General features: G+C 72.1%; 16 protein-coding genes. 4 read left to right on the top strand and 12 right to left on the bottom strand.

Translation table 11 applies throughout. The features are described from left to right. Positions 1–169 precede the first annotated feature (169 nt). The 3 genes from smc to ACQB60_RS36815 all read right to left on the bottom strand — a co-directional run bounded on the left by smc (position 170) and on the right by ACQB60_RS36815 (position 4897). Positions 170–3751: a chromosome segregation protein SMC gene (gene smc / locus ACQB60_RS36825; RefSeq protein ID WP_496930453.1), complete on the bottom strand. Its 3582-nt coding sequence runs from the start codon at positions 3749–3751 to the stop codon at positions 170–172. 286 nt (positions 3752–4037) lie between these two features. Then, a complete protein-coding gene (locus tag ACQB60_RS36820; protein ID WP_384833558.1) occupies positions 4038–4241 on the bottom strand; it encodes a hypothetical protein in 204 nt (67 codons plus the stop codon). Positions 4242–4615: 374 nt separating this feature from the next. Next, positions 4616–4897 carry an acylphosphatase gene (locus ACQB60_RS36815; RefSeq protein WP_384833555.1) on the bottom strand — a complete coding sequence of 94 codons (282 nt, stop codon included), beginning with the start codon at positions 4895–4897 and terminating at the stop codon, positions 4616–4618. Positions 4898–5026: 129 nt separating this feature from the next. On the opposite strand from ACQB60_RS36815, the gene ACQB60_RS36810 reads away from it, so the two are divergent. Both ACQB60_RS36810 and ACQB60_RS36805 read left to right on the top strand, forming a co-directional pair. Then, positions 5027–5908, top strand: a complete 882-nt coding sequence (locus ACQB60_RS36810; RefSeq protein WP_496930452.1) for a CAP domain-containing protein — start codon at positions 5027–5029, stop codon at positions 5906–5908. Positions 5909–5991: 83 nt separating this feature from the next. Further along, positions 5992–6396, top strand: coding sequence for a winged helix-turn-helix transcriptional regulator (locus ACQB60_RS36805; RefSeq protein ID WP_496930451.1), 405 nt, complete (start codon positions 5992–5994; stop codon positions 6394–6396). Here the strand turns inward: ACQB60_RS36805 and mutM are convergent. From mutM to ACQB60_RS36760, 9 genes are all read right to left on the bottom strand, one after another. Next, positions 6369–7247 carry a bifunctional DNA-formamidopyrimidine glycosylase/DNA-(apurinic or apyrimidinic site) lyase gene (gene mutM / locus ACQB60_RS36800; protein ID WP_496930450.1) on the bottom strand — a complete coding sequence of 293 codons (879 nt, stop codon included), beginning with the start codon at positions 7245–7247 and terminating at the stop codon, positions 6369–6371. The genes ACQB60_RS36805 and mutM overlap by 28 nt on opposite strands. A 90-nt stretch (positions 7248–7337) precedes the next feature. Further along, positions 7338–8162, bottom strand: coding sequence for a ribonuclease III (rnc, locus tag ACQB60_RS36795; RefSeq protein ID WP_384833543.1), 825 nt, complete (start codon positions 8160–8162; stop codon positions 7338–7340). 7 nt (positions 8163–8169) lie between these two features. Further along, the gene (gene rpmF / locus ACQB60_RS36790; protein ID WP_030676011.1) at positions 8170–8343 is read right to left on the bottom strand and encodes a 50S ribosomal protein L32; all 174 of its coding nucleotides are present in this window, start codon (positions 8341–8343) and stop codon (positions 8170–8172) included. Between the two features lie 2 nt (positions 8344–8345). Beyond that, a complete protein-coding gene (locus ACQB60_RS36785) occupies positions 8346–9029 on the bottom strand; it encodes a YceD family protein (protein WP_496930449.1) in 684 nt (227 codons plus the stop codon). A 135-nt stretch (positions 9030–9164) separates the two neighbouring features. Next, a complete protein-coding gene (locus ACQB60_RS36780) occupies positions 9165–10244 on the bottom strand; it encodes a F0F1 ATP synthase subunit B family protein (protein ID WP_496930448.1) in 1080 nt (359 codons plus the stop codon). Between the two features lie 84 nt (positions 10245–10328). Continuing rightward, a complete protein-coding gene (gene coaD, locus ACQB60_RS36775; protein ID WP_384833906.1) occupies positions 10329–10808 on the bottom strand; it encodes a pantetheine-phosphate adenylyltransferase in 480 nt (159 codons plus the stop codon). 26 nt (positions 10809–10834) lie between these two features. Next, positions 10835–11428: a 16S rRNA (guanine(966)-N(2))-methyltransferase RsmD gene (gene rsmD, locus ACQB60_RS36770; protein WP_496930447.1), complete on the bottom strand. Its 594-nt coding sequence runs from the start codon at positions 11426–11428 to the stop codon at positions 10835–10837. Positions 11429–11516: 88 nt separating this feature from the next. Then, positions 11517–13763 (bottom strand): ATP-dependent DNA helicase RecG, encoded by a 2247-nt coding sequence (gene recG, locus ACQB60_RS36765; RefSeq protein WP_496930446.1) that lies wholly within the window; start codon positions 13761–13763, stop codon positions 11517–11519. A gap of 118 nt (positions 13764–13881) precedes the next feature. Then, entirely contained in the window at positions 13882–15639 is a 1758-nt protein-coding gene (locus ACQB60_RS36760; RefSeq protein WP_496930445.1) for a DAK2 domain-containing protein, read from the bottom strand. A gap of 293 nt (positions 15640–15932) precedes the next feature. On the opposite strand from ACQB60_RS36760, the gene rpmB reads away from it, so the two are divergent. Together rpmB and ACQB60_RS36750 are read left to right on the top strand one after the other, a co-directional pair. After that, positions 15933–16118, top strand: coding sequence for a 50S ribosomal protein L28 (gene rpmB / locus ACQB60_RS36755; protein ID WP_030195073.1), 186 nt, complete (start codon positions 15933–15935; stop codon positions 16116–16118). Between the two features lie 120 nt (positions 16119–16238). Next, positions 16239–19256, top strand: coding sequence for an AfsR/SARP family transcriptional regulator (locus ACQB60_RS36750; RefSeq protein ID WP_496930444.1), 3018 nt, complete (start codon positions 16239–16241; stop codon positions 19254–19256). The last annotated feature ends 40 nt before the right edge of the window (positions 19257–19296 follow it).

Below are 19296 nucleotides of genomic sequence, written 5' to 3'. Positions count from 1 at the left end.
TCACGCCGCCCACCACCTGAAGGTAAAAGCAACGTTGCAGAGACTATGCCTTCAAGTTTCGAAGTCAATACCTAGTCAGCTGTGAATTTAAGGGCAGCGTGAGGTCGTGGATGTTCAAGTCTTGAACTCTTGGAAATGATCTTGAATGCGGCTGCCGAACGGCGGCCGGCTAATGCAGCCGCTGGCTGATCACCTTGGAGACGCCGTCGCCCTGCATGGAGACGCCGTACAGCGCGTCCGCGACCTCCATCGTGCGCTTCTGGTGCGTGATCACGATCAGCTGCGAAGCCTCCTGCAGCTCCTGCATGATGCGGATCAGCCGCTGCAGGTTGGTGTCGTCGAGCGCCGCCTCGACCTCGTCCATCACATAGAACGGGCTCGGCCTGGCCTTGAAGATCGACACCAGCATCGCCACGGCGGTCAGCGACCGCTCCCCGCCGGACAGCAGCGAGAGCCGCTTGACCTTCTTGCCCGGCGGCCGGGCCTCGACGTCCACACCCGTGGTGAGCATGTTGTCGGGGTCGGTCAGGATCAGCCGCCCCTCACCACCCGGGAACAGCCGGCTGAAGACCCCTTCGAACTCCCGCGCGGTGTCCCGGTACGCCTCCGTGAAGACCTGCTCGACGCGCTCGTCGACCTCCTTCACCACTTGGAGGAGGTCGGCCCGCGTCTTCTTGAGGTCCTCCAGCTGCTCGCTGAGGAACTTGTGGCGCTCCTCCAGGGCCGCGAACTCCTCGAGCGCCAGCGGGTTCACCTTCCCCAGCTGCTGGTACGCCCGTTCGGCTGACTTCAGGCGCTTCTCCTGCTCGCCGCGGACGAACGGCCGGGGCTTGTTCCGCGGGTGCTCGGGGTCCTCGGGCAGCTCCTCGCCCTCGGCGGGGAGCGAGGGCGGCACCAGCTGCTGCGGGCCGTACTCGGCCACGAGCCCCGCCGGTTCCACACCGAGTTCCTCCAGCGCCTTCGCCTCCAGCTGCTCGATCCGCAGCCGCTTCTCGGCGCCGAGTACCTCGCCCCGGTGGACCGAATCCGTCAGCTTGTCGAGCTCCGCCTTCAGGTCGCGGCCCTGGTTGCGCGCCTCGACCAGGTCGCGCTCGCGCGCCGCCTTGGCCCGTTCGGCCGCAGCGCGCTCCGCCTCGGCCCGGCCCAGGGAGACCTCCACGTGCGCGAGCAGCTGCCCGGCGCCGGACGCGACGGCCTGCGCGACCGCCGCCTCGTGGCGCAGCCGGGCCCTGCGCTGCTCGGCACGCGCGCGTGCCTCGCGCTCCGCCCGCGCGGCCCGGTCGAGCCCGTCGGCCCGCCCCGCGAGCCCCTTCACCCGCTCCTCGTGCGTACGCACCTGGAGGCGGGCCTCCATCTCGGTCTGCCGGGCGTTGGCCCCGTCGGCGGCGAGCCGGTCGCGCGCCGAGGTGTCGGGCTCCTCCTCCGCCCCGTCCCCCGAGGACGCGGCCTCCTCGGCGACGGCGAGCCGCTCCGCCAGCTCCTCCACATCCGTGCGGGCCTGGTCCAGGGCGTCCTGCGCCTTGGCGGCGGCGGCCGTGGACCGTTCGGCCTCGCCCGCGGCACCCCGCGCCTGACCGGCGAGCGCCCCCAACTGCTGGGCCACGGCCGACTTCTCCCGGTCGGCCGCCCGGCGCCGCTCCCCCAACTCCTCGACGAGCGCGGCACATTCCTTGCGCCGCTCCTCTATGGCCCGCTGCTCGCGCCCCAACTCCTCGCACCGCACGCCGAGTTCGTCCAGCTCGGCCGCCGCCTCGTCGACGGACGCCTGTACCTCGAGGAGGCTGGGCGCCCCCGCCGAACCGCCCTGCGCGAAGTGCGCCCCGAGCAGATCGCCCTCCGCCGTGACCGCGGTCAGCTCGGGGTGGGCGTAGACGAGGTCCTCGGCGTCCTCGAGCGACCCGACGGCCACGATGTCGCGCAGCAGCCCCCGGACGGCGGGCATCAACTCGGCGGGCCCGCGCACCAGATCGGCCACGAACGGCGGCCCGTCCCCGCGCTGCCGCTCCGCTACGTCGGCGGGGGCACCCTGCGACTCCTGCGCGAGGAGCAGCGCGGCCCGCCCCGCGTCCTGTTTCCTCAGCAGGCGAATCGCTTCGGCTGCGTGCGAGGGCGTGCTGACGGCGACGGCGTCCGCGGCGGCACCGAAGGCGGCGGCGACCGCGACCTCGAACCCCGGGGCCACCGACAGTAGTTCGGCGACCGGGCCGAGGACGCCCGCGAGCCCGTCCTTGGCCGCGAGCAGCGCGCCCGTGCCGTCCTTGCGGCGCAGCCCGAGGGCGAGCGCCTCGTGCCGGGCGGCCACCGCGGCCCGCTCGCGCTCGGCGACGGTCGCGGCCTCACGGGCGGCGGTCAGCTGCCCCTCCGCCTCGGTGAGGGCGCGCCTGGCCTCGTCGTGCCGCTCGCCGAGCTCCGTGTCGCCCGCGTCGAGCCCGTCGACCTCGGCCTTGAGCTGCTCGTACTCCTCCTGGGCCAGGGCGGCGCGCTCGCGTGCCTCGTCCCGGGCGGAGGCGAGCCGGTCGATCTCGGCCTGCGCGGAGGCGGCCCGCGACCGCGCCGCGCTGACCTGTCCGGCGAGGCGGGCGAGCCCTTCCCTGCGGTCGGCGATGGCCCGCGCCACGTCCTTGAGCCGCCGCTCCTCGACCGCCAACTCCCGCTCCAGCTCGGCGCGGTGGGTGACCGTGTCCTCCAGAGCGGTCTGCGCCGCCTCCAGCGCGGCCTCGAGCTCCGCCTCCTGCTCGCGGATCCGGGCGGCCTCGCGCTCCATGTCCTCCGGCTCCCGGCCGCGCCGCTCCTCGGCCGGCTGTGCGGAGGCGCTCTTGACGCGCGCCTCGGCGAGCGAGACGGTGCCGCGCACCCGCTCGGCGAGCTGCGACAGCTCGTACCAGGTCTGCTGGGCCCGCTGCAGGCGCGGCGTCAGCTGCCGGACCTCGTCCTCCAGGAGCGCCTCGCGCTGCAGCGCCTTCTTCAGCTCGGCCTCGGCGGCGTCCTTGCGCTCCTTGAGCGCGGCCTCGTCGGCGACCTCCGCGTTGAGGGCCTCCTGCAGCCGTACGAGATCGTCGGCGAGCAGCCGCAGCCGGGCATCGCGCAGGTCGGCCTGGATGACGGCGGCGCGGCGGGCGACGGCGGCCTGCCGTCCGAGGGGCTTGAGCTGGCGCCGCAGCTCGTCGGTGAGGTCCTGCACACGCGCGAGGTTGGCCTGCATCGCGTCGAGCTTCCGCAGCGCCTTCTCCTTGCGCTTGCGGTGCTTGAGGACGCCCGCGGCCTCTTCGATGAAGGCACGGCGCCCCATGGGGTCGGCGTGCAGCACCGAGTCGAGCTGGCCCTGCCCGACGATGACGTGCATCTCGCGCCCGATGCCGGAGTCGGAGAGCAGCTCCTGGATGTCGAGCAGCCGGCACGTATCACCATTGATCTGGTACTCGCTGCCGCCGTTGCGGAACATGATCCGCGTGATGGTGACCTCGGCGTACTCGATCGGCAGCGCGCCGTCGGAGTTGTCGATGGTGAGGGAGACCTCGGCGCGGCCGAGCGGGGGCCGCCCGGTCGTCCCGGCGAAGATGACGTCCTCCATCTTGCCGCCGCGCAGCGACTTGGCGCCCTGCTCGCCCATGACCCAGCTCAGCGCGTCCACGACGTTGGACTTGCCGGAGCCGTTGGGTCCGACGACGCAGGTGATGCCCGGCTCGAACTTCAGCGTGGTGGCCGAGGCGAAGGACTTGAAGCCGCGCAGGGTCAGGGCCTTGAGGTGCACGCGTCCGGACTCTACAGGCCCACCCGTCTCCCGCCACCGCCCCTCCAATGAGGCGCTGCGCGCCGCCACCGCTGGATTTGCCAGTTTCACCCATGAAGGTGCAGGGCACATCAGACGGTAATGGAACCGCGAACGAGGGCTGACAGGACCGGCCGCGCCGGAGCGAAGAAAGAAGGGACGCCGAAGCGTCCCTTGCAGATCTGACGGACAAGCGGCTGACATGGGCAGCCTGACCGTTCCGCGCACAGGGCTCCGCTGGAAGAAGTTGCCTGATGCGGGGGTGGGGTCAGGTGAGCGCAGGCTCCGCCTGGGGTACGTCGATGCTCTCCATGAGAGAGTCGTGAGAAGCGGCAGCCGCGAGCGCGTCGTTCTCGGCCTGGATCCTGACGAGCTCGGATTCCAGGTCCTGTACGCGCTGCTGGAGCCGTCGCATCTCGGCGAGGAGTCGCGGGTCGCTGCCGCCGACGTAACCGAGAAGCGCCTTTGCCATGATGGATGGTCCTCCACACTGAGTGACCGACCGAAGCGGTGTGGGTCGTGAGGGAATCGCACCCGCGGTGCTTGGCACTCGTTGTTCTTACTGGCCGTTCTCACATGCCAAACAGCTAAGGTGCGCGGGGCTTCCAGAGTCTCACCAAAAAGTTTGACGGTCAACACGATCACACCCCGTATTGGTGGGCAACCCGGGGGCTCGCGGCCGTGGAAACTGCGGCGGCGGCTTCTCCTGCGGGGCCCTGGGGGCGTGGTGAAGATCCGTACTCGTGGAGCCTCCCACGGCACGGGGTTCTTGGCAACCACCAGGCATTATTCGCACCGGGCAGTTGAACGGGGCCGGGTGCGGGCCCGCCGCGGCGGGCCCTTCGGTCAGCGAATGCTGAAGGTGTCGTAGATGCCGCGCGGAGTGTCCCAAATCTCAGTGACACCATCGACCCGGCCGGGTGTGTCGCCCTCGCAGAGCCAGTCGAGGAGCTTCTGGCAGCCCTCGCGCGAGCCCTCCGCGACGACCTGCACGCGGCCGTCGTCGAGATTGAGAGCAAAACCACTCAGGCCGCCGATCTCCAGCGCCGTGGCCCGCGTGAACCAGCGGAATCCCACGCCCTGCACGCGGCCGCGCACCCAGGCGACGAGCCGTACTTCTTCGTTCATGGGTGCACGCTAACCGGCCAATTGCTCTGGGAGCACTTCGTCCCCATCCGGCATCGCGTACAGTCGCGGTTCGATGAGCCTCACTCGTATGGGTGAGTCACGTTGACCGTAAGGACGAAAGGCCACGAGATGGGACGCCACCGACGCTCCGCCGCTGGCGAGCACGACGCCCCCGAAGTGCGCCCCGGCGCTGTCTCGCACCGCCGCAAGGGCAAGGTCGCGGCCCCGGTCCGCACCGGCCTTCTCGGCATCTCCGCAGCCGTGGCGATGGGTGCCGTGGCGGTGGCCTCCGGCCTGGTGCCCGGCAGCGACAACTACTCGCTGGGCGGCGGCAGCGGCTCGGACAAGGTCCGCTCCGCCAGCTCCCCGACGGAAGTGAACGCGCAGGGCGGCACCGACGGCGCCGCCGACCGCAGCCCGTCCTCCCCCAGCCGGAGCACCGACCGCTCCGAGGCCCCGGCCCCTTCGCCTTCGAAGTCCTCGGCCAAGCCGACCGAGAAGCCCTCGGAGAAGCCGTCCGAGAAGGCTCCCGAGTCGAAGGCTCCGGAGAAGGAGAAGAAGACCCCGGCCCCGACCCGCACGGCCACGCAGAAGCCGAAGCCGCCCGCGGCGAGCTCGCCGTCCGCCTCCACGGAGAGTGCGGCCGAGGCCGAGGTGCTCACGCTCGTCAACAAGGAGCGCGCCAAGGTGGGCTGCTCCCCCGTGCGCGCGGACACCGGCCTGGCCTCGCTGGCCGCCAGTTTCAGCTCGGACATGGCGGGCCGCGACTTCTTCGACCACACCGACCCGGACGGCGCGACCCCGTGGGACCGCGCCGAGAAGGCCGGGATAGCGGACCTGGGCGGCGAGAACATCGCTCGCGGCCAGGCCAACGCCCAGTCGGTGATGGACGCCTGGATGAACAGCCCCGGCCACCGCGCCAACATCCTCAACTGCGACTACAAGACCCTCGGCGTCGGCGCCCACTTCGCGCCGGGCGGCCCGTGGTGGACGCAGGACTTCGGCTTCTGAGCCTTCCAGCACTCGGAACGCAAGCGCTAACTATTGGTTAGCGCCACCCCTTGGTCAGCGCTGTGCGGGAGTACGCTGGCCGCATGGACTCCACCGCCGACCGGACCGAGGGCGCCCCGGACCTCGCGTACGACGTCTTCTCCAAGCAGTGCCCCTCGCGCGGCACGCTGGAGCATGTGACCGGGCGCTGGGGTGCGCTCACCCTCGGGGCGCTGCACGACGGCAGCTTCCGGTTCAACGAGTTGCGGCGCCGGGTGGACGGCGTGAGCGAGAAGATGCTGTCGCAGACGCTGCACGCCCTGGAGCGGGACGGCCTGGTGCACCGCGAGGCACAGCCGACCAACCCGCCGCGCGTGGACTATGAACTCACCGCGCTGGGACGGGAGTTCGCCGAGCGCCTGCTGGCCCTCGTGCACTGCATGGAGGGCCGGATGGACGATGTCCTTGCGGCGCGGAAGCGTTACGACGAGGCGCGCGGCGGGCGCTGACAGCGGGGGCAGAAGTAGCTGGACCGGTTCATCCAGGGGCGTCGGCGCATGGCCGTGCCGCAGCGGCGGCAGGGCTCGTCCTCGCGGCCGTAGGCGTCCAACGACCGGTCGAAGTAACCCGATTCACCGTTCACGTTGACGTAGAGGCTGTCGAAACTGGTGCCGCCGACGGCGAGGGCCTCCGCCATCACGTTCCGTACGTGGCCGAGGAGTTCGGCGGTACGGGGACGGGTGAAGCCGGCGGTCGGCCGCTCGTAGTGGACCTTGGCCCGCCACAGCGCCTCGTCGGCGTAGATGTTGCCGACGCCGCTGATCAGCGACTGGTTGAGCAGGGCGCGCTTGATGGTGGTGCGGCTGCGGCGCAGCGCGTCGTGGAAGGCCGCGTCGTCGAAGAGCTCGTCGAGCGGGTCGCGGGCGATGTGCGCGATGACGTCCGGGAGCCCGTCCGCCGTGTTCTCGTGCAGCGAGAGTCCGCCGAAGGTGCGCTGGTCGACGAAGCGCAGCTCGGTGCCGGCGGCGGCCGGGTCGACCGGGCCGTCCGTGAACCGCACACGGATCCTCAAGTGCTTCTCGTCAGGCGCCTGTTGGGGCTGCACGAGGAGCTGGCCGCTCATGCCCAGGTGGGCGAGGACCGAGGTGTGGGTGTCTTCGAGCGGCAGCCACAGATACTTGCCGCGGCGCATGGGCACCCCGATGCGCTGCCCCTTGAGGCGCTGTGCGAAGTCGTCGGCGCCCGCGACGTGACGGCGCACCGCGCGCGGGTGCAGGACCTCCACGTCACCGATGGCGCGGTGGGCGACCCAGCGCTCGAGTCCGCGCCGGACGACCTCCACCTCGGGCAGTTCGGGCACGGTGTCTCCTCCGGGAGTGCATCCTCAGGGGGTGCGGTAAAGCCACTGGCCTGCCCCGGAGGTCCGGGGCAGGCCAGTGTGAACGTACCGTCAGGCGGGAGCGGCGTCCGAGGCCGAGGGGGTGTCGGCGTTCCCCCCGGCTGCGGCTTCCGCCGCCTTGGCGCGCTCGTCCGCAGCCGCGCGGATCGCGCGCCAGGCGGACTCGGCGGCCTGCTGCTCCGCTTCCTTCTTGCTGCGGCCGGTGCCGGTGCCGTACGAGACGCCTCCGACGCGGGCGGCAGCGGTGAAGGTCTTCTCGTGGTCCGGGCCGGACTCCGTCACGAGGTACTCGGGCACGCCGAGGCTCTCGGTGGCGGTGAGCTCCTGGAGACTGGTCTTCCAGTCCAGGCCCGCGCCCAGGTTCGAGGACTTCTCGATCAGCGGGTCGAAGAGACGGTGGACGAGTTCGCCCGCCGCGTCCAGGCCCTGGTCGAGATAGACCGCGCCGATCACCGCTTCGAGGGTGTCGGCGAGAATGGACGCCTTGTCCCGGCCGCCCGTGCCCTCTTCACCCCGGCCGAGCCGGATGAAGGAGCCGAGGTCGAGGCCGCGGCTGACCTCCGCCAGCGCACGCGAATTGACCACCGCGGCCCGCAACTTGGCCAGCTGGCCTTCGGGCAGGTCGGGGTGGGTGCGGTACAGCGTGTCCGTGACGACGAGGCCGAGCACGGAGTCACCGAGGAACTCCAGACGCTCGTTCGTCGGCAGACCGCCGTTCTCGTACGCGTACGAACGGTGGGTCAGCGCACGCACCAGAAGGGCGGACTCGAGCGTGTACCCGAGCCGCCCTTCCAGAAGCGTGTGGGACGAGGCTGTGGTCTCTGCCTGCTTTTTGGCGTCTTCCGCCTTCTTTGGGCTAGACACAGCGCCTCTCACCAGCCGCTCAGACCTCGAGGACCTGGCGCTTGTTGTAGGTGCCGCAAGACGGGCACGCGATGTGCTGCTGCTTGGGCTCCTGGCAACGCTCACACGAAACCAGGGGGGTGACCGCAGCCTTCCACTGCGACCGGCGGTGGCGCGTGTTGCTGCGCGACATCTTCCGCTTCGGAACAGCCACGGCTACTTCTCCTGCTTCTCGTCGACGCCCGCTTCCGCTTCGGCGCCGCTCATCTCGTCCTTCTCGCCGTCCTGGATGGTGCCAGCGAGTCCCTGCAGTGCCGCCCAACGGATGTCGACGGCGTCATGGTGGTGGTCCGGGTCGTCCGCGAGCCGCGCCCCGCACTGGGAGCACAGGCCCGGACAGTCGTCCTGGCACACCGGCTGCATCGGCAGTGCGAGCACCACCGCATCACGCAGCACAGGCTCGAGGTCGAACATGCCGTCCTCGAGATAGAGCCTGTCCTCGTCTTCCTCGGCGTCGTCGGCCGGTTCCGCGGTGCGGCCCCGGTCGTCGGCGTCAGGGTACGAGAACATCTCCTGGAAGTCCGCGTCCACCTCAAGCGTCAGCGGCTCCAGACACCTTACGCACTCCCCCTCGGCCGACGCACGGGCGGTGCCTGTGACAAGCACCCCTTCCATGACCGACTCGAGACGGATCTCCAGCTCGACCGGGGCGCCCTGCGGCACTCCGATGACCCCTTCGATGCCGAGGAGCGCCGGCGAACCGGGCGCCTCGATCTCGCGGGTCAGCCGCTGCATGGCACCAGGACGCCGCCCCAGCTCGTGTGTGTCGAACACGAGAGGGTTGCGATGGTCGAGGCGCGTGCTCAGGGCTTTTCCTGCTTTCGGATCCTGGGAGTTCAAGGAGGGGCTGCCCCTGCGTGGAGTCCCACGAGACGGGCAGCCTGGATCGCGGACGTATGCGCGACCGAAGAGCCAGGATACTGGACCTTTCGCTGTCGGCCCAATCCGGCCCCGATCCCCCTGGGGAGAGGCCCGTCAGCGGCCCTGCCCGTACTGGCGTTCCTGCTCGTACTGGCGGACCTGGTCCATGCTGATCATGCTCGTGTCGAAGAGGCTGGTCTCGTCGAGCGCGGCCGGGGCGGCGGCCTGCTGCGGCTGCTGCTCGGGGACACCCGGGAGCTGCACGGGGTCGTAGCCCTGCTGCGGGTAGCCGTACGGGTCCTGCTGCTGGTACGCGTACGGGTCCTGCTGGCCGTAGGGCTGCTGGTACGCGTACTGGTCCTGCTGCTGGTGCTGGTATCCGTACGGGTCCGGCTGGGCGTAGGGCTGCTGCTGAGGGAGCTGGGGGGCCGCCTGGGGCTGCGGGGGCTGGGCCGGGGGCTGCTGCTGAGCGGCCTGGGCGGGGTCGGCGAGGTCCGCGAGGTAGTCGGCGTCCGTGGAGTGGTGGGTGCTCGCGCCGTCCTGCGTGAGGGAGCCGAGCTCGTCGGTGGGGGCGCGGCCCTGCAGGGTCTGGCGGCCCTTGCCGACGGCCTCCAGGGTCTTGGCGAGGACTGCCTCGAAGGCGCCGAGCTTGGCGTCCACGTACGCGTCGGCGTCGCGGCGGAGCGTCTCGGGGTCGTGGCTGCGCTCGGGGGCGTCCTCGTCCTCGTAGCCCTGCTCGTCCAGGCCCGGGCCGGTGCCGAGGAGCTTCTCGCGGCCGCGGCCGACCGAGCCGAGGGTCTTGGTGAGGACGACCTCGAAGTTGGCGAGCTTGCTGTCCACGTAGTCGTCGGCCTCGGCGCGGACGTCGAGGGCCTCCTGGCGGGCTTCCGCGAGGATGCGGTCGGCCTCGCCCTGGGAGCCGCGGGCGACCTCGGTGTCGGAGATCAGCGAGCCGCGCTCGGCGCGGGCCGTCTCGATGATCCGGTCCGCCTCCTGGCGGGCCTGCTCGACCATCTGCTCGCGGCCGCCGATCAGCTCCTGGGCCTGGGCCAGGGAGCCGGGCAGGGCCTGGCGCACCTCTTCCAGCATCGAGAGCAGCTGTGCGCGGTTGACCACGCACGACGCGGACATCGGCATCGACTTGGCGCTGCCGACCGACGCGACGATCTCGTCGAGCTTCTTCTGCACGTCCACCGTGTGCTCGCCACTCTCTACAGCTGGTTGGGAGACGGACCTGGCGGACTCCCCGGGGCCCGCTGAGGCGACTGTAGCCCTTGATCAGCCTTTCGTAAGGCGCTTGTTGAGGGCTTCGAGCACGAGCGGCGGGACCAGGTGGGACACGTCGCCGCCCCAGGCCGCGACCTCCTTGACGAGCGAGGAGGAGAGGAAGCTGTAGGTGGGGTTGGTGGGCACGAAGAGGGTCTCGACACCCGAGAGGCCGTTGTTCATCTGGGCCATCTGCAGTTCGTAGTCGAAGTCGCTGACGGCGCGCAGGCCCTTGACGATGGCCGGGATGTCGCGCTGCTTGCAGAAGTCGACCAACAGGCCGTGGAAGGACTCGACTTCGACGTTGCCGAACTCGGCGGTGACCTCGCGGATCAGCTCGATCCGCTCCTCGATCTCGAACAGGCCCTTCTTCGACTGGTTGATCATCACCGCGACGTGCACCACGTCGTACAGGCGGGAGGCGCGGGCGATGATGTCGAGGTGTCCATTGGTGATGGGGTCGAACGACCCCGGACAGACGGCGCGGCGCAACTGAAGTCCCTCGCTCTCCGGTCCGGTCATGGCGCGATTTCTGAGTCGTCGCACGTAGAGGCGGCGCGACCGTACCAAAACGTGCCCTCCCCGTAGCGACGGGAGCGCAGCGCCTCGAAGCCCTCCGGCCACCGGAATTCGCCGCCCCTAGTACTGCGTTCAACGGTGACGAGCGCTTCGTCCGTGAGCCAGCCCTCCGTGCGGAGTGTGAGCAGGATCTCGCGAAGATCGTCGTCGGAGACGGCGTACGGCGGGTCGAGGAACGCCAGGTCGTAGGGGTCGGCGGGGGCCTGCCCCTGGACGATCTGGGCCGCTTTGCCCGCCCGGACCTCGGCGCCGGGCAGGCCGAGCCCCCGCACGTTCTCCCTGATGGTGCGGACCGCCCGGGCGTCGGCCTCGACGAGGAGGGTGTGCGCGGCGCCGCGCGAGAGGGCCTCCAGGCCGACGGCGCCCGACCCCGCGTACAGGTCGAGCACGCGCGCGCCGTCGAGGGTGCCCTGGAACGCCTGCCAGGTGGAGAAGAGTCCCTCGCGCGCGCGGTCGGAGGTGGGGCGCGTGCCGTTTCCCGGGGGGACGGCGAGGCGGCGTCCGCCGGCCGTGCCGGCGATCACGCGGGTCATGTGAGTCCTTCGGTCCTTCGGGAGACGGGCCACGGCTCGGGGCGGGCCGCTGTCCTCACGATATGGCGTGCGCGGGCGTCCCTCCTTGTCAGCCCTTGTCCAGGTACTGCTCGCGCTCCTCGTCGAGCAGGGCGTCCAGGGCGACGCGGAGCTCGGGGAGGTGCTCCAGGTCGGGGTCGCGGGAGACGACGGCGGTGGCCTCCTCACGGGCCTCGGCGATGATCTCCTCGTCGTCGATGACGGCCAGCATGCGCAGGCTGGAGCGGACGCCGGACTGGGCCTGGCCGAGGACGTCGCCCTCACGGCGCTGTTCCAGGTCGATGCGGGAGAGCTCGAAGCCGTCCAGGGTGGCGGCGACGGCGCCGAGGCGGGCGCGGGCGGGGCTCGCCTCGGGCATGTCGGTGACCAGGAGGCAGAGGCCGGGGGCCGAGCCACGGCCGACGCGGCCGCGGAGCTGGTGCAGCTGGGAGACGCCGAAGCGGTCGGCGTCCATGATCACCATGGCCGTCGCGTTCGGGACGTTCACGCCGACCTCGATGACCGTCGTGGCGACCAGGACCTGGGTCTCGCCCGCGGCGAAGCGGCGCATCACCGCGTCCTTGTCATCGGGCTGCATGCGGCCGTGCAGGACCTCGACCTCGAGTCCCTGGAGGGGGCCGTGGGCGAGCTGCTCGGCGACCTCGAGGACGGCGAGCGGGGGGCGCTTCTCGGCTGTGGCCGCTTCCTCCGCCTTCTCCTCTGCGGACTTCTTCTTGCCCTTCTTGGGTGCCCCTTCGTCGTCTCCCTCGTCGATGGAGTCGCCGATGCGGGGGCAGACCACGTACGCCTGGTGGCCGTTCTCCACCTCCTCGCGGACGCGTTCCCACGCGCGGGCGAGGAAGTGGGGCTTGTCCTGGGCGGGGACCACATGGCTGGCGATCGGCGAGCGCCCGGCGGGGAGCTGGTCCAGGACCGATGTCTCCAGGTCGCCGAAGACCGTCATCGCGACCGTGCGCGGAATGGGGGTGGCCGTCATGACCAGGAGGTGCGGGGGCTGCTTGCCCTTGCCGCGCAGGGCGTCGCGCTGCTCGACGCCGAAGCGGTGCTGCTCGTCCACGACGACCAGGCCGAGGTCGTGGAACTGGACCTTGTCCTCGATCAGCGCGTGCGTGCCGATGACGATCCCGGCCTCGCCGGTGACCAGGTCCAGGAGGGCCTGGCGGCGGGCGGCGGCGCCCATGGAGCCGGTGAGCAGCGTGACCTTGGTGGCCTGCTCGGCGCCGCCCAGCATCCCGCCTTCCGCCAGCTCCCCCATCATCTCGGTGATCGAGCGGTGGTGCTGCTGGGCGAGGACTTCGGTGGGGGCGAGCATCGCGGCCTGGCCGCCCGCGTCCACGACGGCGAGCATCGCGCGCAGCGCCACCATCGTCTTGCCGGAGCCGACCTCGCCCTGGAGGAGGCGGTGCATGGGGTGTTCGGTCGCGAGGTCGTCGAAGATCTCCTTGGAGACCTTCTGCTGTCCTTCGGTGAGCGTGAAGGGCAACTTGGCGTCGAACGCGTCGAGGAGGCCGCCCTCCTTGGGCTCACGGGCCACGGCGGGCAGCTGCGCGTCGGCGAACCGGCGCCGGGCCAGGGCGACTTGGAGGACGAACGCCTCGTCCCACTTGAGGCGGTCGCGGGCGGCGGCGATGTCCGCCTTCGTGTGCGGCCGGTGGATCTTCACGAGGGCCTCGGGGAGCGGGATGAGGCCGCGGCCGTCCCGCAGGGCGGGGGGCAGCGGGTCGAGTGCCTCCTGGGCGCTGGGCAGGACCATGTCGAGCGACTTGGCGATCTTCCAGGACTCCAGCTTGGCGGTGGCCGGGTAGATCGGGATGAGGGCGCCCGCCCAGGAGTCGACCGCTTCGGCGGCGGATCTCTCGGACTGCTCCGCGTCGCCCTTCAGGAGCTCGTACGCCGGGTGGGCGAGCTGCATCTTGCGGTTGAAGACCGACGCCTTGCCCGCGAACATCGCGCGGGTGCCGGGCAGCAGGTCCTTGTGGGGCTTGTGGATGCCGCGGCCGAAGAAGACGAGCTGGAGCTGGCCGCTGCCGTCCGTGATCGTGACCTCGAGGCGCTGGCCCCGGCCGCCGTTGAACTTCAGGATGCGGGCACTTGCGACCTGGGCGACCACCGTCACGTGCTCGTCCAGAGGGAGCTCGGCGAGGCGGGTCAGCTCGCCCCGCTCCGCGTACCGCCGGGGGTAGTGGTGGAGGAGGTCGCCGACCGTGTGCAGGCCGAGGTGCTCGGCCATCACCTTCGCGGTGGCGGGGCCGACCACTTTCTTCAGGGGTTCTTGGAGCGCGGGCACGAGATCCATTGCACACCACGGCACTGACAATCCGCCCGTACGTCCCGGGAATCCGCCCGTCGGAGGGGAACGGCGGGGTCTGCGGGCGCGGATCCGCGCCGTGCCACGGCTACTCCACGCCGATCAGCTACTCCACACCGATCAGCATCGGCGCCGACTGGCTCCCCCGGTACACGACGGTGTCGACGGCCAGGTACGCCTCGCGCACGTGTTTCTCCAGCTCCTCGGCGACCTCGTCGGGCACGGTGTCGCCGAGGACCAGCGTCACCATCTCGCCGCCCGCGGCGAGCATCCGGTCGAGGACCGCTCGCGCCGTCGCGGCCACCTCGGCGTCGATCACCGCGACGTCGCCGTCGATCAGGCCGAGCACGTCACCGGCCTGGCAGATGCCCGCCATGGTCCACGACTGCCGCTCGGCGACGGCCAGTTCGGCGTACCGGGTCGCACCCGCGGCCGACGTCATGGCGACGACGTCCTCGTCGAAGCGCCGGTCCGGCTCGTGCACGGCGAGGGCAGCGATGCCCTGGACCGCGGACCGCGTGGGGATCAGGGCGACGCGCACGCCCTCGGCGCGGGCCTGCTCCGCCGCGGCCGCCGCGGTGTGGCGCAGCTCCGCGTCGTTGGGCAGCAGCACGACCTCGCGCGCGTAGGCCCGCCGGATCGCGTCGACGAGCTCGCCGCTCGCAGGCGGCTCACCGGTGCGCGTGGGCACGGTGGTGGCGCCCGCCTCCGCGTACAGCTCCGCGAGGCCCGCGCCGGGCACGACCGCCACGATGCCGCGCTGGGTGCGCTCCCGGGGCGCCCGGGGAAGCCGGCCGGAACCGGCGGCGTGCGCGTCTCCGGCGCCGAAGTGGGTGATGCGGATCCGGTACGGCCGGCCGGCCTCGACGCCCGCCTCCACGGCGGCGCCCGCGTCGTCCACATGGACGTGGACGTTCCACAGGCCGTCGCCGCCGACCACGACGAGGGAGTCACCGAGGGAGTCGAGCCGGGTGCGCAGCCGGGCCACGGAGTCGTCGGGCGCCTCCAGGAGGTAGATCACCTCGAAGGCGGGGCCGCCGTCCCCGGTCTCCGGGTCCTCGCAGCCGACGGCGCCGATCGTCTCCACGCGCATGTGGCCGCCCTCCGCGCTGTTCGAAGGCTTCGAGGGCGCGGTGCCACTCTGCACGGCACCACTCTGCACGGCACCACCCTGCGCAGCCCCGCTCTTCGCAGCCCCGCTCTTCGCAGCACTCTTCAGTGGCACGGCCTCCCCGGACAGCGCCTCCACCAGCGCCCCGAGAACCGCCACGAGGCCCCGCCCCCCGGCGTCCACCACACCCGCGCGCCCCAGGACCGCGAGCTGCCCCGGAGTGGCGTCCAGCGCCGTGCACGCGCCGTCGTACGCGGCCCGGGCCACCGCCGCGCAGCCACTGCCTCGGGCCCCGCGCGCGGAGGCCGCCGCCGCGCTCGCCACCGTCAGGACGGTGCCCTCCACGGGGTGCGCGACCGCCCGCCGCGCGGACCCTGCGGCCTGCTCCAGGGCGTGGGCGAGGGCCTGGCCGCCCGCGTGAGGTGCGTCACTCTCGGACGCGAGAACCTGGGCCATGCCGCGCAGCAGCTCGGAGAGGATCGTGCCGGAGTTGCCACGGGCCCCGATCAGAGCGCCGTGGGCCATGGCGCGCATGGCCTCGGCGAGGGACGGCAGGGCGGGCTCGTGCCCCGTGAAGGCCGCGTCGACCGCCTGGGCCGCCGACTCCACGGTCAGATAGAGGTTCGTCCCGGTGTCCCCGTCCGCGACCGGGTAGACGTTGATCGCGTCGATCTCCTCGCGGGCCCGGCCCAGGGCGTCCAGGGCGAGACGGCACCAGGTGCGCACCGCGACCGCGTCGAGGTCCTGCTGCACCTGCTCGCCTCCTTGGCGGACCGACCGGGGCACGGGGTCCGTGACATCGCGGAATCCCGGAATCCGGACGGGAGCCGGACTGGGACGCAGGGTAGACCCAGGCCGCACGGGGGCTCGGGGCAGGGCCGGGGCGAGCCATGGTAATTTCGTAAGGCCGAAGCAGCCGTTGTATGCTGCTCCGGTTGCCCGATACGCATCGGGCCATCCCTCCTGGCAACGCCACCCTGATCATTGCACTGATCCCGGCATGCCGGGTTTAACCGTAAGTGCATCTGAAGTCTTTGGAGTGACCCGTGGCTGCCAACTGCGACGTCTGCGGCAAGGGGCCGGGCTTCGGCAACAACATCTCGCACTCGCACCGCCGTACGCCCCGTCGCTGGAACCCGAACATCCAGCGCGTGCGTGCCGTGGTCGGCGGGACGCCGAAGCGCCTCAACGCCTGCACCTCGTGCATCAAGGCCGGCAAGGTCTCGCGCTGACGTAGCGCGGCCACCTAGCCGGTTGCCGAAAGGCCGGTCCCCCCTCGGGTGGGCCGGCTTTTTCGTGTACCCGCACAAAGGCCTCCACGCGCGCGTGGCCTGCCTGCCAGAATCGGCCGGATGCGCTTCGGCATACTCGGCTCCCTCGACGTCCGCTCCCCCGACGGCAGCCCGCTGGACCCCGGCGGCCCGCGCCCTCGCGCGCTCCTGACGCTGCTGCTCCTGGACGCCGGACGCACCGTCTCCGTGGAGCGCCTGACCGACGGCCTGTACGGCGACGAGCCGCCCGCCGGGGCCGCGAACGCCCTGCAGTCCCAGGTCTCCCGGCTGCGCAGGCGCCTGGGCCTGGACATCGAGGCTGCCCCCACCGGCTACCGGCTCGACGTCTCCCCCGAAGACGTCGATCTGCACCGCTTCGAGCGGCTCGCGCGCGAGGGGCACCGGGCCCTGGCCGCCGCGGACCACCCGCAGGCCGCCGCGCTCCTGCGGGAGGCGCTCGGCCTGTGGCGGGGCCCCGCGCTCGCCGAGCTGCCCGCCGCGCACACGCGCGTGCCGCGTCTCGAAGAGCTGCGGTTCGCCGCCGTCCAGGACCGCGTCGACGCGGATCTCGCGCTCGGCGGCGGCCCCGATCTCGTACCGGAGCTGCGGGAGCTGCTGTCCCGGCAGCCGCTGAGCGAGCGGCTGTACGGGCAGCTGATGCGGGCGCTGCACGCGGGCGGGCGGCCCGCGGAGGCGCTCACGGTGTACGAGGAGGCCCGGCGCACCCTCGCCGACCAGTTGGGCGCGGACCCCTCCGCGGAGCTGTCAGAGCTGCACCTGGAGCTCCTGCGGGGCAAGGAGCCCGCGCGGCGGCAGGGGGTGCCCACGCAGCTCACGCGGTTCGTCGGGCGCGCCGACGAGCTCGGCCGGATCGGGGAGCTGCTGTCCGGGGCGCGGCTCGTGACGCTCACGGGGCCCGGCGGCGCGGGCAAGACGCGGCTGGCGATCGAGGCGGTGCGCGACCGCGAGAGCGTCTGTTACGTGGAGCTCGCGCCGCTCGGCGACGGCAGCCAGGTGACGTACGCGATCCTCACCGCCCTCGGAGTGCGCGAGGGCTTCCAGGGGTCGGGCGCGGACACGACCGGGCGTCTTCTTGCCGCGCTCGAGGATCGTGAGCTTCTTCTTGTGCTCGACAACTGTGAGCACCTCGTGGAGGACGCGGCCCGCATCACGGGTCTCGTGCTCGGGGCCTGTCCGGGGGTGCGGGTCCTCGCCACCAGCAGGGAGGGGCTCGGGATCACCGGGGAGGTGCTGTGGCCGGTGCCGCCGCTGGCGCCGGGGCCCGCCGCACGGCTCTTCGAGGACCGGGCCGCGGCCGTCCGCCCTGGTGTGGCGGCGGATCCCGCGGTCGTACGGGAGATCTGCGCGGCTCTCGACGGGCTGCCCCTCGCCATCGAGCTGGCCGCCGCCCGGCTGCGCACCCTCACGGTCGAGGAGCTCGCCGCGCGCCTCGGCGACCGCTTCCGGCTGCTGTCGCGCGGCGACCGCACGAAGGCGCCCCGGCACCGCACGCTGCACGCGGTCGTGGAGTGGAGCTGGGAGCTTCTGGACGACGCGGAGCGGGAGTTGGCGCGGCGGCTCACGGTGTTCTCCGGAGGGGCGACGCCCGACGCCGTCGAGGCCGTCTGCGGGGTCGGGGACCCGGAGGACCTGCTCGCGTCCCTCACCGAGAAGTCCTTCGTCGAGGTGGCCGACGGGCGCTTCCGGATGCTGCAGACGATCCGCGCCTTCTGTGCCGGGCACCTCACCGAGGCCGACGAGACGGACCGCTTCCGGGATGCCCACGCCGCGTACTTCCTGGGCCTCGCCGAGCGCGCCGAGCCGTATCTGCGCGGCCACGATCAACTGCCGTGGCTGGCGCGCCTGTCGGCCGAGCACGGCAACTTCGACGCCGCCCTGCGCCACCTGGTCCGCGCGGATCCGCACCGGGGGCTGCGCCTGATGGCGGTGCTGACCTGGTTCTGGCGGCTGCGCGGCCTGCACGGGGAGCAGGTGCCGCTCGCCCGTGAACTCCTCGCCGCCGTGGGCTCCCAGCCGCCCGCGGGCCTGGCCGAGGAGTACCTCCTGTGCCTGATCAACACCGTCGCGGGCGACGGCGACGACCCGGGGGAACCGGAGCGCATCGCGCGCGGGCACGCCCTCATGCGGGTGCTGGAGCCGCCGTTGCGGCTGCCGTACCTGGTGGTGCTGTGGTCGCTCGCGGGCGGTCCGCAGCACGCCATGGAGGACCAGGTGCGGCGCCAGGTCGGCACGGACCCGTGGGGGCTCGCGCTGCTCGACCTCGGGCACGGGTTCCAGGAGTGGTTCGCGGGCCGTCCCGAGGCGGCCGAGGAGGTCTTCGCACGGGCCCTCGTGCGGTTTCGCGAGACCGGTGACCGCTGGGGCACGGCCAACTGCCTCGATCCGCTGGGCATGTTCGCGCACTGGCGGGGCGACCGCCGCACCGCGCTGCGGCGCCTGGACGAAGGGCTGGCCTGCGTACGGGAGTTGGCCGCCCCCGAAGAGACGTCCGACCTGCTCCACCAGCGCGCCACGGTCCTGCTGTACGAGGGCGGGACCGAGGAGGCCGAGGCCCACTTCACGCACGCGGCGGCCCTCGCGCGCACGGCGGGCGCCGCCGACAAGGTGGCGACGGCACTGCGCGGCCTCGGGGACGCCGCCCGCCTCTCCGGGGACACGGCACGCGCGCGTGGGCACTACGAGGCGGCCCTGGAGGCGTGCGCCGCCAACTGGTTCAGCGTCGGCGAGACCGTACGGATCTTCATCGGCCTGGGGCGCACCGCGCTCGCCGAGTCCCGCGCGGACGAGGCCGCCGACTGGTTCGAGCAGGCCCGCGTCCTCGCGCTGAGCCCGGAGCGGGGGCCCGCTTCAGGCTTCGGAGAGGCCGCCGTCGTCGCGGAGGCCCTCGCGGCCGTCGCCGCTTCGCCGGAGGACGCGGCCCGGCTCCTCGGCGCCGCCACCGGAGTGCGCGGCACCCTGATCGCGGGCGACCCCGATGTCGTGCCCGTCGAGGAGGCGGCCCGTGCGCGGGTGGCCCCGCAGGCGTACGAGAAAGCCTTCGAAGAGGGCCGGGAGCTGCGGGAACGCGCCCTGGAGTGAGGCCGGTAAGCGGCGGTCAGGAAACCGTCAGGGCCCGGTA

Source organism: Streptomyces odontotermitis (assembly GCF_050510915.1).
GTDB lineage: Bacteria > Actinomycetota > Actinomycetes > Streptomycetales > Streptomycetaceae > Streptomyces.
This window is presented reverse-complemented; position numbering and strand designations above follow the sequence as displayed.